This window comes from Staphylococcus sp. ZWU0021 (assembly GCF_000798895.1).
Classification (GTDB): domain Bacteria; phylum Bacillota; class Bacilli; order Staphylococcales; family Staphylococcaceae; genus Staphylococcus; species Staphylococcus saprophyticus.
In genome coordinates, this window is sequence record NZ_JTLN01000005.1 from 79,810 (window position 1) to 98,987 (window position 19,178).

The 19,178-nt window shown below is 32.0% G+C and carries 19 protein-coding genes and 2 tRNA genes; 9 read left to right on the plus strand and 12 right to left on the minus strand.

Annotated features, from left to right (window positions below):
* Window positions 1–3,488: GW dipeptide domain-containing protein (locus tag L987_RS01020; RefSeq protein ID WP_052190928.1), on the plus strand; the 3,488-nt coding region annotated here is incomplete at its 5' end.
* A 193-nt stretch (window positions 3,489–3,681) separates the two neighbouring features.
* Here the strand turns inward: L987_RS01020 and L987_RS01025 are convergent.
* Window positions 3,682–4,107, minus strand: coding sequence for a MarR family transcriptional regulator (locus tag L987_RS01025; RefSeq protein ID WP_047502482.1), 426 nt, complete (start codon window positions 4,105–4,107; stop codon window positions 3,682–3,684).
* Between the two features lie 184 nt (window positions 4,108–4,291).
* Between L987_RS01025 and L987_RS01030 the strand changes: the two genes are divergently transcribed.
* Together L987_RS01030 and L987_RS01035 are read left to right on the plus strand one after the other, a co-directional pair.
* A complete protein-coding gene (locus L987_RS01030) occupies window positions 4,292–5,296 on the plus strand; it encodes an acyltransferase family protein (RefSeq protein WP_011303454.1) in 1,005 nt (334 codons plus the stop codon).
* A gap of 243 nt (window positions 5,297–5,539) precedes the next feature.
* Window positions 5,540–6,700: an aminotransferase class I/II-fold pyridoxal phosphate-dependent enzyme gene (locus L987_RS01035; RefSeq protein ID WP_037538858.1), complete on the plus strand. Its 1,161-nt coding sequence runs from the start codon at window positions 5,540–5,542 to the stop codon at window positions 6,698–6,700.
* Between the two features lie 94 nt (window positions 6,701–6,794).
* Here L987_RS01035 and L987_RS01040 read toward each other — a convergent pair whose 3' ends face one another.
* From L987_RS01040 to L987_RS01060, 5 genes are all read right to left on the minus strand, one after another.
* A complete protein-coding gene (locus tag L987_RS01040) occupies window positions 6,795–7,247 on the minus strand; it encodes a MarR family winged helix-turn-helix transcriptional regulator (RefSeq protein ID WP_047502485.1) in 453 nt (150 codons plus the stop codon).
* A gap of 438 nt (window positions 7,248–7,685) precedes the next feature.
* The gene (gene menB / locus L987_RS01045; protein ID WP_002483725.1) at window positions 7,686–8,504 is read right to left on the minus strand and encodes a 1,4-dihydroxy-2-naphthoyl-CoA synthase; all 819 of its coding nucleotides are present in this window, start codon (window positions 8,502–8,504) and stop codon (window positions 7,686–7,688) included.
* Window positions 8,497–9,303: a 2-succinyl-6-hydroxy-2,4-cyclohexadiene-1-carboxylate synthase gene (gene menH / locus L987_RS01050; RefSeq protein WP_011303457.1), complete on the minus strand. Its 807-nt coding sequence runs from the start codon at window positions 9,301–9,303 to the stop codon at window positions 8,497–8,499. The genes menB and menH overlap by 8 nt, the downstream gene beginning before the upstream one ends.
* Window positions 9,290–10,972 (minus strand): 2-succinyl-5-enolpyruvyl-6-hydroxy-3-cyclohexene-1-carboxylic-acid synthase, encoded by a 1,683-nt coding sequence (gene menD, locus L987_RS01055; protein WP_011303458.1) that lies wholly within the window; start codon window positions 10,970–10,972, stop codon window positions 9,290–9,292. Before menD ends, menH begins: the two co-directional genes overlap by 14 nt.
* Window positions 10,965–12,317 (minus strand): isochorismate synthase, encoded by a 1,353-nt coding sequence (locus L987_RS01060; RefSeq protein ID WP_011303459.1) that lies wholly within the window; start codon window positions 12,315–12,317, stop codon window positions 10,965–10,967. The genes menD and L987_RS01060 overlap by 8 nt, the downstream gene beginning before the upstream one ends.
* A gap of 188 nt (window positions 12,318–12,505) precedes the next feature.
* On the opposite strand from L987_RS01060, the gene L987_RS01065 reads away from it, so the two are divergent.
* Window positions 12,506–13,444 (plus strand): 1,4-dihydroxy-2-naphthoate polyprenyltransferase, encoded by a 939-nt coding sequence (locus L987_RS01065; protein ID WP_047502489.1) that lies wholly within the window; start codon window positions 12,506–12,508, stop codon window positions 13,442–13,444.
* Between the two features lie 110 nt (window positions 13,445–13,554).
* Here the strand turns inward: L987_RS01065 and L987_RS01070 are convergent, their stop codons facing one another.
* Window positions 13,555–14,112, minus strand: a complete 558-nt coding sequence (locus L987_RS01070) for a GNAT family N-acetyltransferase (protein WP_047502492.1) — start codon at window positions 14,110–14,112, stop codon at window positions 13,555–13,557.
* 167 nt (window positions 14,113–14,279) lie between these two features.
* Here L987_RS01070 and L987_RS01075 point away from each other — a divergent pair, with 167 nt between their 5' ends.
* On the plus strand, window positions 14,280–14,492 hold the full coding sequence (locus L987_RS01075) for a TM2 domain-containing protein (protein ID WP_011303462.1): 213 nt from the start codon (window positions 14,280–14,282) through the stop codon (window positions 14,490–14,492).
* 119 nt (window positions 14,493–14,611) lie between these two features.
* Window positions 14,612–14,701 carry an SAR1012 family small protein gene (locus L987_RS14270; protein ID WP_011303463.1) on the plus strand — a complete coding sequence of 30 codons (90 nt, stop codon included), beginning with the start codon at window positions 14,612–14,614 and terminating at the stop codon, window positions 14,699–14,701.
* An 86-nt stretch (window positions 14,702–14,787) separates the two neighbouring features.
* On the opposite strand, the gene L987_RS01080 is transcribed toward L987_RS14270, so the two are convergent.
* The 4 genes from L987_RS01080 to L987_RS01095 all read right to left on the minus strand — a co-directional run bounded on the left by L987_RS01080 (window position 14,788) and on the right by L987_RS01095 (window position 16,313).
* Window positions 14,788–15,216 (minus strand): organic hydroperoxide resistance protein, encoded by a 429-nt coding sequence (locus tag L987_RS01080; RefSeq protein WP_002483731.1) that lies wholly within the window; start codon window positions 15,214–15,216, stop codon window positions 14,788–14,790.
* A 211-nt stretch (window positions 15,217–15,427) separates the two neighbouring features.
* A tRNA-Ser gene (locus L987_RS01085) sits at window positions 15,428–15,516 on the minus strand.
* 2 nt (window positions 15,517–15,518) lie between these two features.
* A tRNA-Asn gene (locus tag L987_RS01090) sits at window positions 15,519–15,593 on the minus strand.
* Window positions 15,594–15,746: 153 nt separating this feature from the next.
* The gene (locus L987_RS01095) at window positions 15,747–16,313 is read right to left on the minus strand and encodes a competence protein ComK (RefSeq protein WP_011303464.1); all 567 of its coding nucleotides are present in this window, start codon (window positions 16,311–16,313) and stop codon (window positions 15,747–15,749) included.
* A 251-nt stretch (window positions 16,314–16,564) separates the two neighbouring features.
* Between L987_RS01095 and L987_RS01100 the strand changes: the two genes are divergently transcribed.
* Entirely contained in the window at window positions 16,565–16,783 is a 219-nt protein-coding gene (locus L987_RS01100; RefSeq protein WP_011303465.1) for an IDEAL domain-containing protein, read from the plus strand.
* An 81-nt stretch (window positions 16,784–16,864) separates the two neighbouring features.
* Here L987_RS01100 and L987_RS01105 read toward each other — a convergent pair whose 3' ends face one another.
* Window positions 16,865–17,854 carry a lipoate--protein ligase gene (locus L987_RS01105; RefSeq protein ID WP_002483734.1) on the minus strand — a complete coding sequence of 330 codons (990 nt, stop codon included), beginning with the start codon at window positions 17,852–17,854 and terminating at the stop codon, window positions 16,865–16,867.
* Window positions 17,855–18,054: 200 nt separating this feature from the next.
* Between L987_RS01105 and L987_RS01110 the strand changes: the two genes are divergently transcribed.
* Both L987_RS01110 and L987_RS01115 read left to right on the plus strand, forming a co-directional pair.
* The gene (locus L987_RS01110; RefSeq protein ID WP_002483735.1) at window positions 18,055–18,240 is read left to right on the plus strand and encodes a YkvS family protein; all 186 of its coding nucleotides are present in this window, start codon (window positions 18,055–18,057) and stop codon (window positions 18,238–18,240) included.
* A gap of 5 nt (window positions 18,241–18,245) precedes the next feature.
* On the plus strand, window positions 18,246–18,848 hold the full coding sequence (locus L987_RS01115) for a CPBP family glutamic-type intramembrane protease (RefSeq protein ID WP_002483736.1): 603 nt from the start codon (window positions 18,246–18,248) through the stop codon (window positions 18,846–18,848).
* Window positions 18,849–19,178 lie beyond the last annotated feature (330 nt).

Here is a 19,178-nt window from a genome sequence, read left to right on the forward strand (position 1 = left end):
TTAACACTTCTGATGTAGCAGATCAAAATGAATCTGAAACTCAAGATGACAAAGCAGAAACTTCTAATGAAGATGACGTTGCTTCTTCTGACGTTAATCAAGACGACACTCATAGTGACGCTAACACTTCTGATGATGTGAAAGATCAAAACGAATCTGAAACTCAAAATGATAAAGCAGAAACTTCTAATGAAGATGACGTTGCTTCTTCTGATGTTAAGCAAGACGACACTCATAGTGACGCTAACGCTTCTGATATAGCAGATCAAAACGAATCTGTTGCTCAAAATGATAAAGCAGAAACTTCTAATGAAGACGTTGCTTCTAGTGATAAACAAGACGACACTCATAGTGACGCTAACGCTTCTGATATAGCAGATCAAAATGAATCTGCCACTCAAGATGACAAAGCAACTTCTAAAGAAGATGACGTTGTTTCTAATGACAAGCAAGATAATGCCAAAGTATCTACATCATCTAAAGAAGCTTCTACAGCAGAAAACAAAGTACAGCCAGCTACATTTAGTGCAAAAGTAACACCTAAGCTTAGAGTAGCTACTACTAGTGCTAATACTGCAGTAGCAACACGTTCTGCAGTAACTAAAGAAGCAACAACACGTACGGCATTACCTAAATATTCACCAAAAGTTAATTCATCAATTAATAACTATATTCGTAAAAATAATTTTAAAGCACCAAATTACGAACAAGATATAGCAAATTACTTACCTCAATATAATTACCGTTATGGCAAACCTGAAGGTATTGTAATGCATGATACTGCTAATGATAATTCAACTATCACTGGTGAGATTAACTATATGAAGAATAATTACACGAGCGCTTTTGTTCATGCATATGTAGATGGTGATCGTATTATTGAAACTGCAAATACTGACTACTTAGCATGGGGTGCCGGTCCACAAGCAAATGATCGTTTTATACATGTTGAATTAGTTCATACGCATGACTATGACTCTTTTGCACGTTCAATAAATAATTATGCCGACTACGCAGCAACTAACCTACAATATTATGGTTTAGTCCCAGACAGTGCTGAATATGATGGTGTTGGTACGGTATGGACTCACCAAGCAGTCAGCAATTATTTAGGTGGTTCTGACCACTCTGACCCTCATGGTTACTTAGCAGCACATAATTATAGCTATGATGAACTTTACGATTTAATTTATGAAAAATATTTAATTAAAACTGGTCAAGCAGCAGCATGGGGTACTACTTCTTCTGGCAGTACAGGTGGTACTGGCGGTAGCACTGGTTCTGGAAACACAGGCACAACTCCCCCATCAAAATCAGGTACCGTTAAAGTTACTGAAAATAATGGCGTAGGCCGTATCAACTCAAAAAATGATGGTTTATACACAACCGTTTATGACCAAAAAGGTAAAAAGACTGATCGTGTAAACCAAACACTTAAAGTTACTAAATCTGCTACTTTAGGTAAAGAACAATACTATTTAGTTTCTGACTATAACAAAGGCACTTTAATTGGTTGGGTACATCAAGGTGATGTGAGTTATAACGCCGCTAAAGCCGCTGCAAAAATCAATAAAACTTATAAAATTAATCCTGGAGAAGTGATTTATACAGTTCCTTGGGGAACAAGTAGTCAAAAAGCAGGTTCTGTTTCAGGTAAATCAGCTCAAACATTTAAAGCAACTAAGCAACAACAAATTGGTAAAACAAACTATATTTATGGTACTGTAAATAATTTAACTGGATGGGTTAGCTTAAGTAAATTAACAGCACCATCTACGACGCCAAGCAAGCCGTCTACGACTGCCAAGTTAGTTGTATCTAATTTAACTAATCAACAAGGTACAGTTGCTAAATCTAATCATGGTGTATATACATCTGTATATGATAAGCAAGGTGTACAAAAATCATATGTGAATGGTCAAACATACAAATTAAGTAAAAAAGCAACTTTAGGTAGCAATGCATTTTATTTAATTACTGATAATAAAACCAATACTAATTTAGGTTGGATGCAAACTGGAGATATAACAGTTAAAGAGACTGCTAAGAAACCAGCAGCAACTCAAACACAAACTGTAAGTAAGATTGGTCAATTAAATGCTACTAATTCTGGAATTAAAACAACAGTTTATGATCCAAAAGGTAAAGATGCATCTAAATTCTCAGGTAAAACATTTACTGTTACTAAACAACGTACACAAGGCAATAACACATATGTCTTAATCCAAAATACAAATCAAAACACACCAATCGGTTGGGTTAATACAAAAGATATCAATACACGTAACTTAAGTAAGACAACGGCTAAAAATGGTCAATATACTGTTAAAGCTACAAATAATGGTCTTTATGCTGTCCCTTGGGGTACAAAATCACAACAACTAGATACTTTAAAAAATGTAAAAAACAATCAATTTAATGCATCAAAATCAGTCTACGTTGACAAAGATGAATATATCTACGGTATTGTTAATAATAAAACTGGTTGGATTGCTGCAAAAGATTTAAATAGTACCACGAAGACACCTAGCGTTACAAAATCAGCTGTAACACCTATCAAATATGATTACATCATTCATAACCAAAAAGGTAGTTATTATATTGATCCATTAACAGGAAAAGCTGCTGGTTCATTGAAAGACTTTTATGAAGGTATTTTCACTGTATATGAAAAACAAGTCATTAATGGTGTCACTTGGTACCATGGTAAATTAGCTAATGGTAAAGTCGTTTGGGTAAAAGAAGATGACTTACGTAAAGAATTAGTGAAATATTACAAATCAGGTCTTACACTTGATCAAGCAGTTGCTATCCAAAAAGGATTGAAATTCAAACCACAAATTCAACATACAGCTGGTAAATGGGAAGATGCTTCTGCAACTGAAATTAAAAATGCTATGGATTCTAGCAAATTAATTAAAGATCCAACTCAAAAATATCAATTCTTACGTTTAGATAAATCACAAAATATTTCTTCAGCTGATTTGGATAAACTATTAGTTGGTAAAGGTATTTTAGAAGGCCAAGGTGAAGCATTTAGCGAAGCTGCCAAAGCTTATAATATCAATGAAGTATATTTAATTTCACATGCCCTACTTGAAACTGGTAATGGTACATCTAAACTAGCTAATGGCGGAGATGTTGTTAACGGTAAAGTCGTAACTAATGGCAAAGATAAATACTATAATATGTTTGGTATTGGTGCTGTTGATAGCGATGCTGTTAAACAAGGTTTCGCTACAGCCAAGAATAATGGTTGGAATACTGTTAAAAAAGCAATTGTTGGTGGTGCTAAATTCATCGCTGGCTCATATATCAATCAAGGTCAAAACACACTTTACAAAATGCGTTGGAACCCTGAAAATCCAGGTGTTCATCAATATGCAACAGATGTAGCATGGGCAGCACATAATGCTACACGTATTAAAGGGTTTTATGATTCAATGGGTAAATTAGGTAAATACTTCGACGTAGATACTTATAAATAATCGTACTACTTTTTAGAGGCATTATTAAATGTTTATCAGCTTTACCTGTATCCCAATTTTTGGTATTTGATGACTAAAAAGTAAAAATCACTTTATGCTTTATAAATAACAAAAGATATTAAACGAAGCGTAGGTAATACATCACTTTTCAAAAAAGTGCTATATATCACCTACGCTTCGTTTATTTTATATTTCATTTAATAAAATATGTATGATGTGCATTTAATTTTTTTAATAACTGATTTAAGCTTTCAATATCTTTAGCTGTTAAATTTTGACATCGTGCTTCGATTAGCGCTATCCTAACTTCATTTATTTGTTCGACTAAAGCTTTTGACTTCTCTGTCACCATTAAATCTTTGCATCTCAAATCCTTATTGGATTGTTTGCTCGTGATATAACCCATTTGACATAACTTCTTGATCCAACGTGATACGATAGATTGTTCTTTATTAATCTTCATTGTTAAATCATATTGAGATAACTTTTTATAATTATATAAAATTCTTAGCATCTCCAATTGCTCTGAAGTTAAATCTGTACGTTGTCCAAATCGTCTACTTACTAAATTAAGATCATTGCTCGTCAGTGTAATTAATTGTTCTAGTTGTTTATACATGTTGGTCATCTCCACTACTTTAAATTAAATTCTTAAGAGGTTAAATACACTATTTTATTTTCTAATATTATAATAGTATTCTTCCTAATATACAATAATAAAAGACAAATTGTACTATTTTGTTGCATTTCTCATATGTTTTATAATAAATTAGAAGTAGCGCATATATAAAAGGAGCAAAATAATGTCACAATTGAAAGAGAGAGATTACTTTTTCGATAATGCTAGAGCAATGTTAATCTTTCTTGTTGTGTTTGGCCATTTATTACAGCCATATACAGAAGCCAGTAAACATCTTTCTTCATTGTATTTAACAATATACAGCTTTCATATGCCGGGCTTTTTATTTATTTCTGGTTATTTTGCAAAAAAAGCAGGCCAAGCTGGTTATTTAGAAAAAGTCTCTAAAAAACTATTAATTCCTTACGTTATTTTCTTTGGCTTTTTCTCTTTTTACTATTATTTAACTGGTAAAGAAGATAGTGTGAAATTTGATCCATTCGATCCAGTATTTGCATTATGGTTTTTACTTACATTATTCTTTTTCCACGTTATATTAGTAATCGTGAAGGATTATAAACCATACTATGTTTTACCGATTGCCATAATTATCTCATTATTTGCGGGTTATTCATCAAATATCGATAATTATCTAAGCTTTTCAAGAACCATCATGTTCTTTCCAATATTTTATTTAGGTTATCTGTTTACGAATAAGCATATCCAAACTTTAAAAAATAAAAAACTTGTTCCAATCTCTATCATCATTTTGATTGTATTTTATGTTACTTATACATATCATCCTATTAATGCAGATAGGTTATTAGGTGACTCACCCTATATGTCACTCGAAGGTAAACAAGACTTATACAGTCCTATTAAAAGGTTATTACTTTATTTCATAATTTTAATAACACTTTTCTCTTTCTTAAATCTAATACCAGAAAAAGAAAAGTTTTACACTTATATTGGACGTAGAACAATGTATGTTTATTTATTACATGGTTTAGTCATCGGGGTTATACGTGGATTCGGTATTTATCCATTTAAAGATTCAGTATCGATATTAACTTATGTCTATTTACTGCTCTTTACGACGATTATTGTCTATGCATTATCAACACGTTTTGTATCAAAATGGACAAATCCAATTATTAATCTACAATCCCCTTCTAAATTCAAAGAATAAAGGTACTGTGAAACGCGATATGATATATTTAAAGTAATGATGCGTAACCATTAATTAACGCAATCGCTTTATAGCAAGTATCATTAAAAAATAAGCATGATATAAATTTTTGCTATCCATTATAACTTTATATCGACATGCTTGTGGAGCGAGAATCAAAAGCCAAAGCTATCTTTGATTCTCGCTCTAACTCTACATATAAAATTAAATTTGGTATTTTTAAATCTTGAGGTGATTTATACAATGAAACTATCATTAAATAATAATTCAAAACATTTAAGTGCACCAAGTATTCGTCAATTTTCAAGCCGTATTAGCGGTATAAAAGACTGTATTAATTTAACAATTGGTCAACCAGATTTTCCAATGCCTGATGTTGTTAAATCTGCTTATATCCAGGCAATAAATGAAAATCAAACAAGCTATTCACATAATAAAGGTCTAGTGGAAACAAGAAATGCAGTTAGCCAATATTTCCATCAACGTTATGGATTTAAATATAGTTCCGAAGAAATTATTATTACCAACGGTGCTAGTGAAGCATTAGATACTGCATTAAGAAGCATCATTGATGAAGGTGATGAAATATTAATACCAGGTCCAGTATATTCTGGCTATATTCCACTTATCAAAACATTAGGTGGCGTGCCGGTTTATATTGATACCACAGAGACGAATTATAAAGTCACACCTGAAGCTATAGAGGCACATTTAACTGCGAAGACCAAAGCCATATTACTAAACTACCCTACTAATCCAACGGGCGTCATTTTGAACCACAATGAGGTTCAAGCACTAACTGAAACTTTAAAGCATATGCCTATATTTGTTATTAGTGATGAGATATATGCTGAAAACACTTTTACTGGCAAACATACATCATTCGCTGAATTCCCATCTATTAGAGAACAATTATTATTAGTTGGTGGTTTAAGTAAATCTCACTCTGCTACAGGTATTCGCATTGGATTCTTAATAGGTCCAGAATATCTTATTGAAAAATTAACTTTTATGCATGCCTACAATTGTATTTGTGCAAATGTACCAGCACAAATTGCTTGTATCGCTGCATTGAACGAAGGACTTGAAGCACCACAATATATGAACGAAGCATATATTGAACGCCGTAATTTCCTTATACAAAAACTTGAATCATTAGGTTTTGAACTCGATGCCAAACCTGAAGGTGCTTTTTATATTTTCCCAAGTATTCAACGCTTTACAGAAAACGATTTTGACTTTTGTGTAGATGTTCTGGAAAATGCTCATGTTGCAATTGTACCTGGTTCATCTTTTACTGATATTGGAAAGGGGCATGTTCGTATATCTTACGCATACGAACTTGATGCTTTAAAAGAAGCCATGAGAAGATTAGAAGATTACCTTAAAAATAAATATAATTAAATTAAAAACCGAGTAAAAGTTATGTCTATTAATAACTTTTACTCGGTTTTTTTATAAACAAGTGCTGCTCGTCAGCTATTCAATCTTGTTATATTTATCTTTCTTCATCATTTATATATATATTTTGTTCAGCGAACGTTTTTAAAATTTCATAATAAGCAAGAGAATCTTCCCTCTTCATATTAAACTGTTGAATGACATCCTCTGATATTTTTGGAAAATAATCTTTCAATTCTAATCCTTTTTCAGTTAATCGAACCTTCACTCTGCGCTCATCTTCTTCCGTTCTCATACGCTCAATAAGTGATTTTTTTTCTAAACGTTTAATAATTGGACTGATTGTACCTGAATCTAAATAAAGTTCATCACATAAGGTTTTAATATATATAGGTTTATCATTTTCAATATAAAGTAAGACAATATAATTCGGAAAGCTAATATCAAATTGCTTTAAATACTTATTAAATCTATTTACTACTTCTTTGCTAGTAATATAAAATAAATAGCACATTTCTTTTCTCATTTGATCATAATCGTTTGAAGTCATCTGTCTCCCCCAATCTATTAATAATAATATTAATAGATGTTTTAATAATAGTCAAATTTAATAATTAATTGTAAAAAAGTTTTCACATATAAAGGTATACCACCATTTATTATTTTGAAAAGAAACACTAAAACATTAAGGTAAATATTTTGAATTTACATTCTAAAATTTTTAACTAACTCACAATAACAAATCATAATCTACCAATATTAGTACGCTTGAATATTAATATTATTATTAATTATTAAATACAATTGATATTCTAAAATTAATAAAAAAGAGCCTGGCACATGTCAAAATGTCCAGACTCTTTTCTTAATTACCAGTAGATATAAAGTACAACTTAGAACTACTTTCACATTATATGTGAATAAGTAGTTCTTATGCTTGAGCTTTAGCTCAGGTAATCCTTATACACTAATTTCACATCCTAAATTTTTATGGGAATTTAGGGAATTGATCAAAATCAGGATCGCGTTTTTCTTTAAATGCATCTCTACCTTCTTTAGCTTCATCCGTTGTGTAATAAAGTAAAGTAGCGTCTCCTGCCATTTGTTGTAAACCAGCTAATCCATCCGTATCAGCATTCATAGCTGCTTTTAAGAATCTTAATGCTGTAGGAGAATGTTGTTTCATTTCTTGACACCATTGTACTGTTTCATCTTCAACTTGATCTAAAGGAACAACCGTATTGACTAAGCCCATGTCCAATGCTTCCTGAGCATTATATTGACGACATAAGTACCAAATTTCACGTGCTTTTTTATGTCCTACGATACGAGCTAAATAACCTGAACCATAGCCAGCATCAAACGAACCTACTTTAGGTCCTGTTTGGCCAAAGATAGCATTATCTGCAGCAATTGTTAAATCACATACAACGTTCAATACGTTACCGCCACCGATAGCATAACCTCTAACCATTGCAACTACAGGTTTAGGGATTACACGAATAAGTCTTTGTAAATCTAAAACGTTCAAACGTGGAATTTGATCATCGCCTACATAACCACCATGGCCACGGACTTTTTGGTCTCCGCCAGAACAAAACGCTTTATCTCCTTCACCTGTCAAAATAATGACAGAAATACGTTGGTCGTCACGTGCTCTTGTAAATGCATCAATCATTTCTTGTACCGTATTTGGTGTGAATGCATTACGTACTTCAGGACGATTAATTGTAACTTTTGCAATACCATCATATAATTCATATTTAATTTCTTTATATTCTCTAATTGTTTCCCACTGTCTAGTCATTTTGCTCCTCCTTATTAATAAAACCTATTACTATTCTATCAAATTCTGCCATTTCTTCCACATGAATTGTATGTCCACTATTAGCAACAACATGCATTTCAAAATTTGGCATAACTGAAACGATATTTTTAGCTATTTTACAGAACTTACCATCTAATTCACCTACTATGATACACGTCGGTATTTGAATTTGATTTAATTGTGGCCATAAGTTCGGCATTTGTCCAGTTCCATAATCACGCAAAGCTTTGGCTAAACGCATTGGATTTTGACGTAATCTCATATCACGAATTGCGTTTCTTGTTGATTTATCTAACTCATACTGCGTATAAAACAACGGTAATTTTTCCCAATCATTCACAAACACCTCTAAGCCAGCTATTTCAAGCACTTTTGCTCTAGCTTGATCAACTAGCTGTCTTTCTTGTCGCTCATCACTGTTTTCAATTCCAGGAGATGTACTTTCTAGTATAAGCCCTGTTAATTGCGCTTGACCATATAAAGCATAGTAAAGTCCAATTCTACCACCCATAGAATAACCATGTAAGTAAATTTGATAATTTGTAAATAATCGCAACGTTTGATCTAACTCATGACTTATAAAAGGAAAATCCCATTTATGCTCTAAATCAGACTGATCTGCACCATGACCCGGTAAATCAATAGTTAAAATATTTATATTTTTATTTAGACTATGAATATGTTGATCAAATGTCTGTTGATCACTAATAAAGCCATGCAACATGACTAACAATTTGTCTGTTGGTACGGTTGATTGATGAAATTTATAATGTAACATCGATAATATCACTCAACTTTTTATAGAGTTTAAGATGTTGCTGTTTGTTATCTTCTCGATGTGTCATGATTTCGTAAATATGTGAACCAAATTGCGATAAATCTGCATATTTAAAGGCTTCAATCGTATCAAATCGATCAAATGCAAAATCATATAATAACGCCGTATGTTCAAAATTCAATCCAGTTGGTGTACCGAACAATCTTTCAAAATATGCATCTGCCTCATTTTTTTGAGGTAAATATGAAAAGATACCGCCACCATCATTATTAAGTAAGACGATATTGAGTTGTATATCATTCAATTTAGACATTAATAAGCCATTCATATCATGGTAAAATGCTAAATCTCCAATCAACAATGTAATCTTTTTATGCACGGCCATACCTAACGCCGTAGATGTGACACCATCTATACCGTTCGCACCACGATTCGCGAATACTTCTGCCTCACAATCAATAAATAGATTATCAACATCACGAATTGGCATACTATTGCTCACAAATATAGCATCATCCTTGGTTAATTTATCTAATACATTACCCACATAAGCAGCTTCATCTGTAGCAGTTCTTAAATGATCTTTGATTTCTACTATTGCATGTTTTTCCACTGTTTGCCATTTCTCTAACCATTGCTTACGCTCAACTGTTGGCATCTCTGATAATTGTCTAAAGAAATCATTAGCAGACATTTCATATGATACGTGTGGGGTGATCGGAAATGCATCCGGACGATCATTATTTTGTACTAATATTTGGAATGCTTCTGTTACTTTTAACCATTGATTTAATTTTTTCGAAATTACAGGTTTACCAACACGAATGACAAAATCAGCCTCTAATTCTAAACCTGATCTCAACAATAGATCATAAGTCGTAACCACATTCGGATGGTGTTCACGTCTTAATTGACTCAATGGATCAGCTAAAATTGGCATATCATGGATTGTTGAAAATGTAAGAATTTGATCCACATCTTGATGTTGCATATCACCAACAATGATTAAACCTTTTCTTTTTTTCATCATTGCACTAATTTCATTTAAACTCGTTGTTTTTTGATAGTGTGGCAATATCTTTGTATCTGAAGTTAACCATTCTACTTTTTCAGTATTTGGTGTTAATGGTTCTCTAAAAGGTAAATTAAGATGTATGGGTCCTCGATGTGGGCCATAAAGAAATTGACTCGCTTTTTGCAATTGGAATTTAATTGTATTCGCCATTATATCTTCATTATCATTCTTTTCAGCAATTGGAAAATCAAACTGATACTGCACATAATTAGCAAACATATTCGTTTGATTTATTGCCTGAGGTGCACCAATGCCTCTTAATTCATGAGGTCGATCACTTGTAAGTACAACTAATGGTAAGTGACTCAAACTGCTTTCGGAAATCGCAGGTGTATAGTTAGCAGCTGCACTTCCTGATGTACAAAGGATAGCGACTGGTTTTTCACTACCTTTCATCAAACCCATTGCAAAAAAGGCTGCACTTCTTTCATCTGGATGAATCCACGATTTCAATTTGGGATGCGCTTCTATAGCAATTGCTAGTGGTGTAGAACGCGATCCAGGACTTATAACTACTTCTCTAATGCCATAAGCATATAATTCAGAAACAATTGTAAAGACCTGCTTTGTTAATGCATCTGTATGATTATTCATATTCCTCGACTCCTAAAGCTTTCATCATAGGGTTAAATTTAACTGCAGTTTCTTCGACTTCACTATCCGCATCAGAATTTTTCACAATGCCACAACCAGCAAATAATGTGGCCTGGTTTTTCTTAATTAGCATGGATCTAATTGCTACAATAAACTCGCAATCATCATTCATATCTATATATCCAACAGGTGCACCATATAATCCACGCGTACCGAATTCATTTTGTTCAATGTATTCAATTGCTTCAGCTTTTGGATAGCCTCCAAGCGCTGGTGTTGGATGTAAATTGTCTAACAATCCAATATATGAATCATTTTCTAATTGACCCTTAATTTTTGTATATAGGTGATATAAATGATCATTGGTTAATATCTGCGGTGTTTCGTTAAAAGTAATATCTCTAACATAAGGTGCTATATCGTTTAATATACTTTCTACTACGAAACGATGTTCGTTTAAATTTTTATCATCATTTAAGAAAGCCTGTATATTTTCTTTATCTACTTCATCTTGATGTGTACGTTTGATTGTTCCAGCAACAGCCTTGGTAGATAATATACCATTGTTAACTTCCATTAATTGTTCCGGTGTTTGCGAGAAGAATATACTATCCTGTGACTCTAAGACAAATAAGTAACTATTATGTTCACCTTGTGATGCTTTTTGTAAGATATACGGTATATTGATATTTTTATCAAACATAACCAAACGTTTTCTCGCTAATACAATTTTTTTATGTTCATCTAATACATCAATTGTATCCTTAACTAAATCACGCCATTCATCTTTATATATATCTTCAATGCGTTTAATATTACCAATTTCAAACTCAGAATCTATTGTATTTTGAGTTAAATGTGCAATCAACGCTTTAAATTGTTCAATTTCAAATTGTTCTGCTTTTACAGTATAAGTAATATAAGAAACACCATTTTCCATAGTTATTAATACTTCTGGTAGTATAAAATGATTAATACCAAATTCTCGCCACTCATCACCAGATTTATGCATTGAGAATTGGAAACCTCCGCAAATCTTCAGATGATGTTTATCGGAGCTCGGATGTATTAATTCAATATCACTTTTGTATTTTTGCCATTCTCGAAAAATAGATTGTTTATTTTCAAAATCATTTTTAAATCTAGTAATAGCATGATAGCCAAAGAATGAAGTTTTGTTGTCATTTTTCTTGTAATAAAAACGGTCTCCAGCATTTTCTTCAGTCAAATGGAATAATACTGTAGGATCTAATTCATAGTCTATTTTTGCTTCTACTGAAACCCAAGTATGATTACTTTCGTATACCGCTTCGACAATTTCACTTTCCCTGAGGTCTAATGTCATCTATTTCACTTCTTTCATTTATCAGTTTACACTCATTATAATATTGTACCACTTTTCACAATGTGTGTATGGTTTCTAGCTTATTTCGTTACTACAAATTTTTACGTAATTTGACCTTTACACCTTATTCTATTAAAATATATTAGATAAAAAATATCATAAATTTAAAGAATTCGAGGTAAATCATTATGTCATCTCAATATCAACAATATTCAACTGTCAAAAAGTACTGGCAGTTAATGAGACCACATACATTGACTGCTGCTGTCGTACCTGTACTCGTTGGTACTGCTTCAGCTAAGCTCTTCTTACTGGGGAGTGAAGATCATTTAAAACTAAGTCTCTTATTAGCTATGTTAATTGCCTGTCTATTAATACAAGCTGCAACGAACATGTTCAACGAATACTATGATTTCAAAAAAGGCTTAGATGACCATACTTCAGTTGGCATCGGAGGCGCCATTGTTCGAAATGGTATGAGTCCCAAATTAGTAATGAATTTAGCCATTGCATTCTATATTATAGCCGCTTTATTAGGTATTTTCATTGCAATACAAAGCTCATTCTGGTTACTGCCAATTGGTCTAGTTTGTATGGCAGTTGGTTATTTGTATACTGGTGGTCCTTTACCAATCTCATGGACACCATTCGGCGAACTGTTTTCTGGTGTGTTTATGGGTATGATTATTATATTAATTGCATTCTTTATTCAAACTGGCAATTTACAAAGCTTTGTTGTTTGGATAAGCATTCCAATTGTAATCACTATTGGTCTTATCAATATGGCCAACAATATTCGAGATCGTGTTAAAGATAAAGAAAGTGGTCGAAAGACACTACCAATCTTATTAGGCAAAAATAATTCAGTACGCTTCTTAGGCCTCATGTATATTATTGCCTATGTACTTGTTATTTATATCACTTTCTTTATCCCTGGTGGTTCAATCTTCTTTTTATTAGCATTACTTTCATTCCCAATGCCAATTAAAGCCGTGCGTAGATTCAAGAAAAACGATACACCTCAAACAATGATGCCAGCGATGGCAGCGACAGGTAAAACCAATACATTCTTTGGTTTACTATATGCATTAGGTATTTATATTAGCGCATTACTTGGTGGTATTTAAGAACGTGCTAGTGTCACATTCCCATGACTCGGACGTATACATTTTCGTCCCTGTTAACCACTGTAAATAAGCTGAATTAAGTCGAGACATATATTCATGTCTCGGCTTTTTTAATTCGCTTTATAAACCATGTGATAATGTATATGACCATATAGATCAAATTTACTATTCGCTTCAAATCCCAACTTTTTATACACACTTAATGCGCCTTCATTAGTTACATCACAATTTAAACTCCATTTTTCATCTTTATATGCATTTAGCACATGTTTAACTAACTGTGTGGCAACACCTCTTCCACGATATTGTGGAAATGTTGCGACCGTCTCTATATACCATTCATCATTATTAGCCTCTTTCATCGGCATCGGCGATCCGTATGCTCTAATATCATCGTCTAACGTCATATCTAGCCACGCACGTTCCATTTCTAATTCCTTATTGCCAGGATATGCAATTAAGCACCCTGCTACCTCTCCATCTATTTCATATATCCATGTATTGCTATAATGACCTCTGTAAGGTACCTCAATCATACTTTGCTCCATTACTTTCAGTAAACGTTCCTTTTCAATACCTTTTACCATATCAACTTCTAGTTCTTGCCAAATGATGTAACACAATTCTGCAATTTTTTGAATATCGTTTGGATTTGCTTTTCTAATCATATATAATCTCCTCAGCTTCATTAATTATTTATTTTAATTATAAATGATAAAATCTAAAATTTCGAAGTTAATACTATTTAATTTTTCTCTTTTAAATCAATTGTTGTATCGTAAAAGATAAGAGATAATTACCGTATTAACTATAATTTATGAAAGGATATGGAATAATGAAAGTAAATAAAGTCATTTACGTCGTACTTGCGTTTATTTTAGGCTGGTGTGGTATACACAAATTTTATTCAAATCAGCTTTTACAAGGAATACTTCACCTTATTTTCTTTTGGACTGGTATCCCCTATATCATTGCGATTATTAGTGGATTGTTAACAATATTTTTCAACAAAGCTGATGAAGATGGATTGATTATCCTCGAGAAATAGACTTTAACCTCTTATAAAATTTATGAATTTGCAAAATCATCTATATTTTGTCTTAAAATTGGGTAAATAGAAAATAACGCAAATTAAAACATTTCAATTGTATTTTGGGAGGTCTTAGGATGAAAAATATTATTCAACGTGTATTCAGAGCTTTAGCTGTAGGTTATATTGTTAAAGCAATTAGAAATTTAATAAGTAAAAATAAATAATAAAGCTAATCGCAAATTGTATAAATCAAAAAAGCTTATAACGCCTTGTACTTTAAGGGTTATAAGCTTTTTCTATCTTCGTTAATTTAGTTGACACTGACTTGAATTTCAATATCGATTGATTCTTTTAAAGCCTTAGAATATGGACAATAGTTATGCGCTTTTTCAACATAAGTTTCTGCTTCTTCCTGAGTCATATCAGTTAACGTTACATCTAATTCTGCAGCTAATTTAACACCACCGTCATTCTTGTCTGGTAATAAATAAGCTGTCACACTTACTTCTGGTTCAATCGTGCCTTTACTATCGCTTTTTAAAATATGCATAAGTGCATTGTTAAAACATGCACTGTAACCTGCTGCAAATAGCTGCTCGGGATTAGATTCTGTTACGCCATTACCACCCATCTCTTTCGGCACTGCTAAATCCTGATAAAATGTATTATCTTCACTAAATACTTTACCATCTCTTCCACCATTGCTAATCACTTTTGTTTCATATAAAGGTTTGACCATCTTAAAATCTCCTTTTAAAATTATATTATTTTTTTATACAATCAACATTAATTCATTATTAATATAACATTATTTTTTTGTGATTAACAAAAATATGATTTGAGCTATTTTATAGAATTGCAAACACTACTTAATTCACTTACTTTAAACGCACAAAAAAACACCGCAATCCCAAAAAGGATTACGGTGTTTAAAACAAAGTTTTATATTACGGAAACGGAGGGATTCGAACCCTCGCGCCGCTCTCGCGACCTACACCCTTAGCAGGGGCGCCTCTTCAGCCAACTTGAGTACGTTTCCAATGGCTCCACAGGTAGGACTCGAACCTACGACCGATCGGTTAACAGCCGATAGCTCTACCACTGAGCTACTGTGGAATAATGGGTTGCTCTAATCAAGCACAAATATTATTATATCAACTCTCGTTAAATTTTCAAGTAGTAAACGTAAAAAAATATGCGTAATATTTACACTAAATTAATATAATATTCCACATATATCATTTTTACATGCTTACGTCGCCAAATTTACTATGATTTATTTTCAAATAATGAATATTTTGCTAATGCTTCATAAATATTTAATTGAGGTTTTGTATAATCAATAGGAGATTCTGGATCAAAGGTAGCAACTCTTGCTGCCCTATCCATCATATAGTAATAATAAATACCATTTAGGTATTGATGATGCATGCTATGTGCTGAAATGTTAGCTACAATTGTTTGATTATCTACAAATGTCACTTTACATTTCTTTTCTTTTAGTGGTTTGATTTGGTGAACATAATGAATATTAATCCAAGTATTTTCTTCTTTTCTATCAGAGTGCGTTGGGAAAAAATAAGTAGGAAAAAGTGGAGTAAATAAAATTGGGGGTTTACTGCTTATGCCAGTAATTCTCATCGTATCTTCTTTCTTAAAATTATAACTACTACCATAAAATCTACACGATCGATCAATAATCTTTGGAACACGTTCTTTTAGAACTTTGCTGTCATCCTTATACTTTAAAAGATAACTACCTTCATACTTACCAGTTGATAAACTGCATGGTTGTAAAACCATATCCCCTTTTTTAATGATATAGGGTTGAATCATATTTTTACCTCCTTATATATTATGGCGACAATCAAATAATATAATACAAACATCTTAAAATCAACTTATATAATAATAATTTTTATAAATTTTCTGCAATTAATTTTTAGTATCTATACTTTTGCATTAATTTATTTTTTGTAAAGTTGCATTTTACACTTATTTTTTCGGAAAAGTCTGAATATTCATTGATTTAAAAATTAAAACCTTGTATACTGTATATAAATATAGATAGAGGGGCTGTGTTGATTATGAAACATAATACACATGTAAAGTACAATACACTAGAATCATTTGTATCTACGATTAATGATTTAGGCATTGAATTGATCATAGATGAATCATTGCGGAACGTCCGTAAGCAAAAATTGGAACAACTCATTGATAATGCTTTAAAAAATAAAAACGAGAATGATTTCAAACGCTATACTGAAGAATACAAAAATTTGGAGGAATTTCTCGTTGGTTAATTTATTGTTTTGTTACTTAAAATAAGGTCTATTCCCTACTTAAAATTAAGATAGAGAATAGACCTTTTTATATGTTATTTATTATGACATTAATCTGATTAATTCGTAGCGTTCAATATCACCAAAATAATGATAAATATCGTAATTTGAAAGTGCTTCTTCTATACTATCGAATTCATGCATTGTACCCTCTAGTGCATTTTCTAATTCAGTTATGTCCCCTTCACCGAAAAAGTCACCGAAAATTTTTGCATGCTCAATCCGACCTTTTTTTACATCTAATTTTATTTGAACGAAACCTTTTTCAAATTTTTCTTCTCTTTCAAAATTATATTTTGGATTCCTACCGTAATTCCATTCCCATGTACGGTATTTTTCATTACTTAGTTGTTCAATTTTTTTCCAATCGTCATCAGTTAATATATATTCTTCTACTTGCGTAGCTTCTCCAAAAATTGTTTTTAAAATTATTTCCTTAAATCGATCAATATCTAAAGGTTCATCTAAAAACTCAGAAATATTGGCTACTCTGCTTCTTACTGATTTGATACCTTTCGATTTAATCTTTGCTGGATTAACTTTCAATGCATTTTGGACTTCATTCAATTCACTATTTAGCATTAATGTGCCATGACTAAACATACGATCCTTTACTTTGACCATAGCATTACCTGATATTTTTGCACTACCTACTTGAATGTCATTTCTACCACTCATGTCAGCATCAACGCCTAATGATTGTAATGCCTCAACAATCGGCTCTGTGAATTTTTTGAAATTATGGAAACTGTTACCATCATCATCAGTTACAAAACTAAAGTTTAAATTGCCTGTGTCATGGTATACTGCTCCTCCACCAGATATACGTCTAACGACATCAATGCCGTGTTCGTCTATATATGGTTGATTCACTTCTTCAATTGTATTTTGATTTTTCCCAATAATAATCGAAGGTCTATTTACATAAAACAAAAAATAACTATCATCTTTTGGCATATTTTTTAAAACATATTCTTCCATTGCCAAATTTAATGTTGGATCTGTAATGTCGTTGTTACTAATAAACTTCATCTACTGCACTCCTTTTCCATAAATATATGCCCTTACCCTATTTATGCTATATTTTCACAAAAATTGCCAATCATTCACTTTGATATTTTGCTAAAAATTGAAAATTGTTTTACATCATGCAATTTAATGGTTTTTTGTTTATTTGTCTGCCGATTTTTTGTATAATACTATCTAGTTAGCATTTCTAGGGAGGGCTAAAAATGACTGTTGCAGAAGTGGGAAATATCGTAGAATTTTATGACGGCTTAAAAGGTCGAGTTGAAAAAATTAATGACAACTCAGTAATTGTTGATTTAACAATTATGGAGAACTTCGAAGAACTAGACTTGCCAGAAAAAACTGTCATTAATCACAAACGATACACAATCGTCGAACAAGAAGGATAGTTAAAATGAATAGAATTTCTAAGGCACTAATTTGGTTTGTCGTAAGTTTCATAGTATTCCACATTATTCTTTTGGTAATGTGGGGCGAGAAACAAGAATATTGGTATCTTTATACGGGCATTATGCTAATTGCTGGTATCAGTTATATCTTTTATCAGAGAGATATTGAATCTAAACGTTTACTCACATCACTAGGTGTGGGCATTATTACTGGTATTGTATTGATTATTATTCAACTTATTATCGCAGCAATTGCTTCTGATATAAAATATGCTGAATTAATCAAAGAACTCACACGTACGGGTGTCTATTATAAATGGCAAATGTTAGTAACATTAGTCTTTGTTATACCTTGTCATGAGCTTTACATGAGAACTGTTTTACAAAAAGAATTAATAAAATTAAATATCCCAAGTTGGTTAAGTATTATAATTACAGCATTATGTTCTGCTTCATTATTTTACTATCTTGACAACTTATGGATTGTTTTCTTTGTATTTATTGTACAAATGGCACTTTCATTAAGTTATTTCTATACACGTAGAATAGCAACAACTGTTGTAGCTCAAATTGTAGCAGTTGTTATCTTATTAATATTCAACGTATAAACCTATACGATTATTAATAAACGTTGGGACTTCAATACCCTTCTCAAATGAAAAGGAGTCTGAGACATAAATAGTTGTCTCAGACTCTTTTTCATTTAGGCAGCAGATGACTGAATTGAAAATGTAAAGTCTCACTGATTTAAAGAACTACTTTTTCAATTTATGAAAATCAGTAGTTCTTATGCATAAGCCAAAGCTTATGTATTCTGCATAAAATTCTAGGAGACTTATGCATGGGCTTTAGCTCAGATAAACATTTCAATCCTAGTCATCCTTGCCTTGATTGCATACGTGGGACTACGAAATCTCTATTTAAAAATTTGATTTCTG

Coding starts and splice junctions, on each gene's coding strand:
- L987_RS14270 (WP_011303463.1), top strand. CDS start 14,612: ATGAAAAATATTATTCAACGTGTATTCAGAGCTTTAGCTGTAGGTTAT.
- L987_RS01025 (WP_047502482.1), bottom strand. CDS start 4,107: ATGTATAAACAACTAGAACAATTAATTACACTGACGAGCAATGATCTT.
- menD (WP_011303458.1), bottom strand. CDS start 10,972: ATGAATAATCATACAGATGCATTAACAAAGCAGGTCTTTACAATTGTT.
- L987_RS01040 (WP_047502485.1), bottom strand. CDS start 7,247: ATGACTTCAAACGATTATGATCAAATGAGAAAAGAAATGTGCTATTTA.
- L987_RS01105 (WP_002483734.1), bottom strand. CDS start 17,854: ATGAAGTTTATTAGTAACAACGACATTACAGATCCAACATTAAATTTG.
- L987_RS01115 (WP_002483736.1), top strand. CDS start 18,246: ATGAATAGAATTTCTAAGGCACTAATTTGGTTTGTCGTAAGTTTCATA.
- L987_RS01035 (WP_037538858.1), top strand. CDS start 5,540: ATGAAACTATCATTAAATAATAATTCAAAACATTTAAGTGCACCAAGT.
- L987_RS01030 (WP_011303454.1), top strand. CDS start 4,292: ATGTCACAATTGAAAGAGAGAGATTACTTTTTCGATAATGCTAGAGCA.
- L987_RS01070 (WP_047502492.1), bottom strand. CDS start 14,112: ATGATTAGAAAAGCAAATCCAAACGATATTCAAAAAATTGCAGAATTG.
- L987_RS01060 (WP_011303459.1), bottom strand. CDS start 12,317: ATGACATTAGACCTCAGGGAAAGTGAAATTGTCGAAGCGGTATACGAA.
- menB (WP_002483725.1), bottom strand. CDS start 8,504: ATGACTAGACAGTGGGAAACAATTAGAGAATATAAAGAAATTAAATAT.
- L987_RS01075 (WP_011303462.1), top strand. CDS start 14,280: ATGAAAGTAAATAAAGTCATTTACGTCGTACTTGCGTTTATTTTAGGC.
- L987_RS01100 (WP_011303465.1), top strand. CDS start 16,565: ATGAAACATAATACACATGTAAAGTACAATACACTAGAATCATTTGTA.
- L987_RS01095 (WP_011303464.1), bottom strand. CDS start 16,313: ATGATTCAACCCTATATCATTAAAAAAGGGGATATGGTTTTACAACCA.
- L987_RS01080 (WP_002483731.1), bottom strand. CDS start 15,216: ATGGTCAAACCTTTATATGAAACAAAAGTGATTAGCAATGGTGGAAGA.
- L987_RS01110 (WP_002483735.1), top strand. CDS start 18,055: ATGACTGTTGCAGAAGTGGGAAATATCGTAGAATTTTATGACGGCTTA.
- L987_RS01065 (WP_047502489.1), top strand. CDS start 12,506: ATGTCATCTCAATATCAACAATATTCAACTGTCAAAAAGTACTGGCAG.
- menH (WP_011303457.1), bottom strand. CDS start 9,303: ATGTTACATTATAAATTTCATCAATCAACCGTACCAACAGACAAATTG.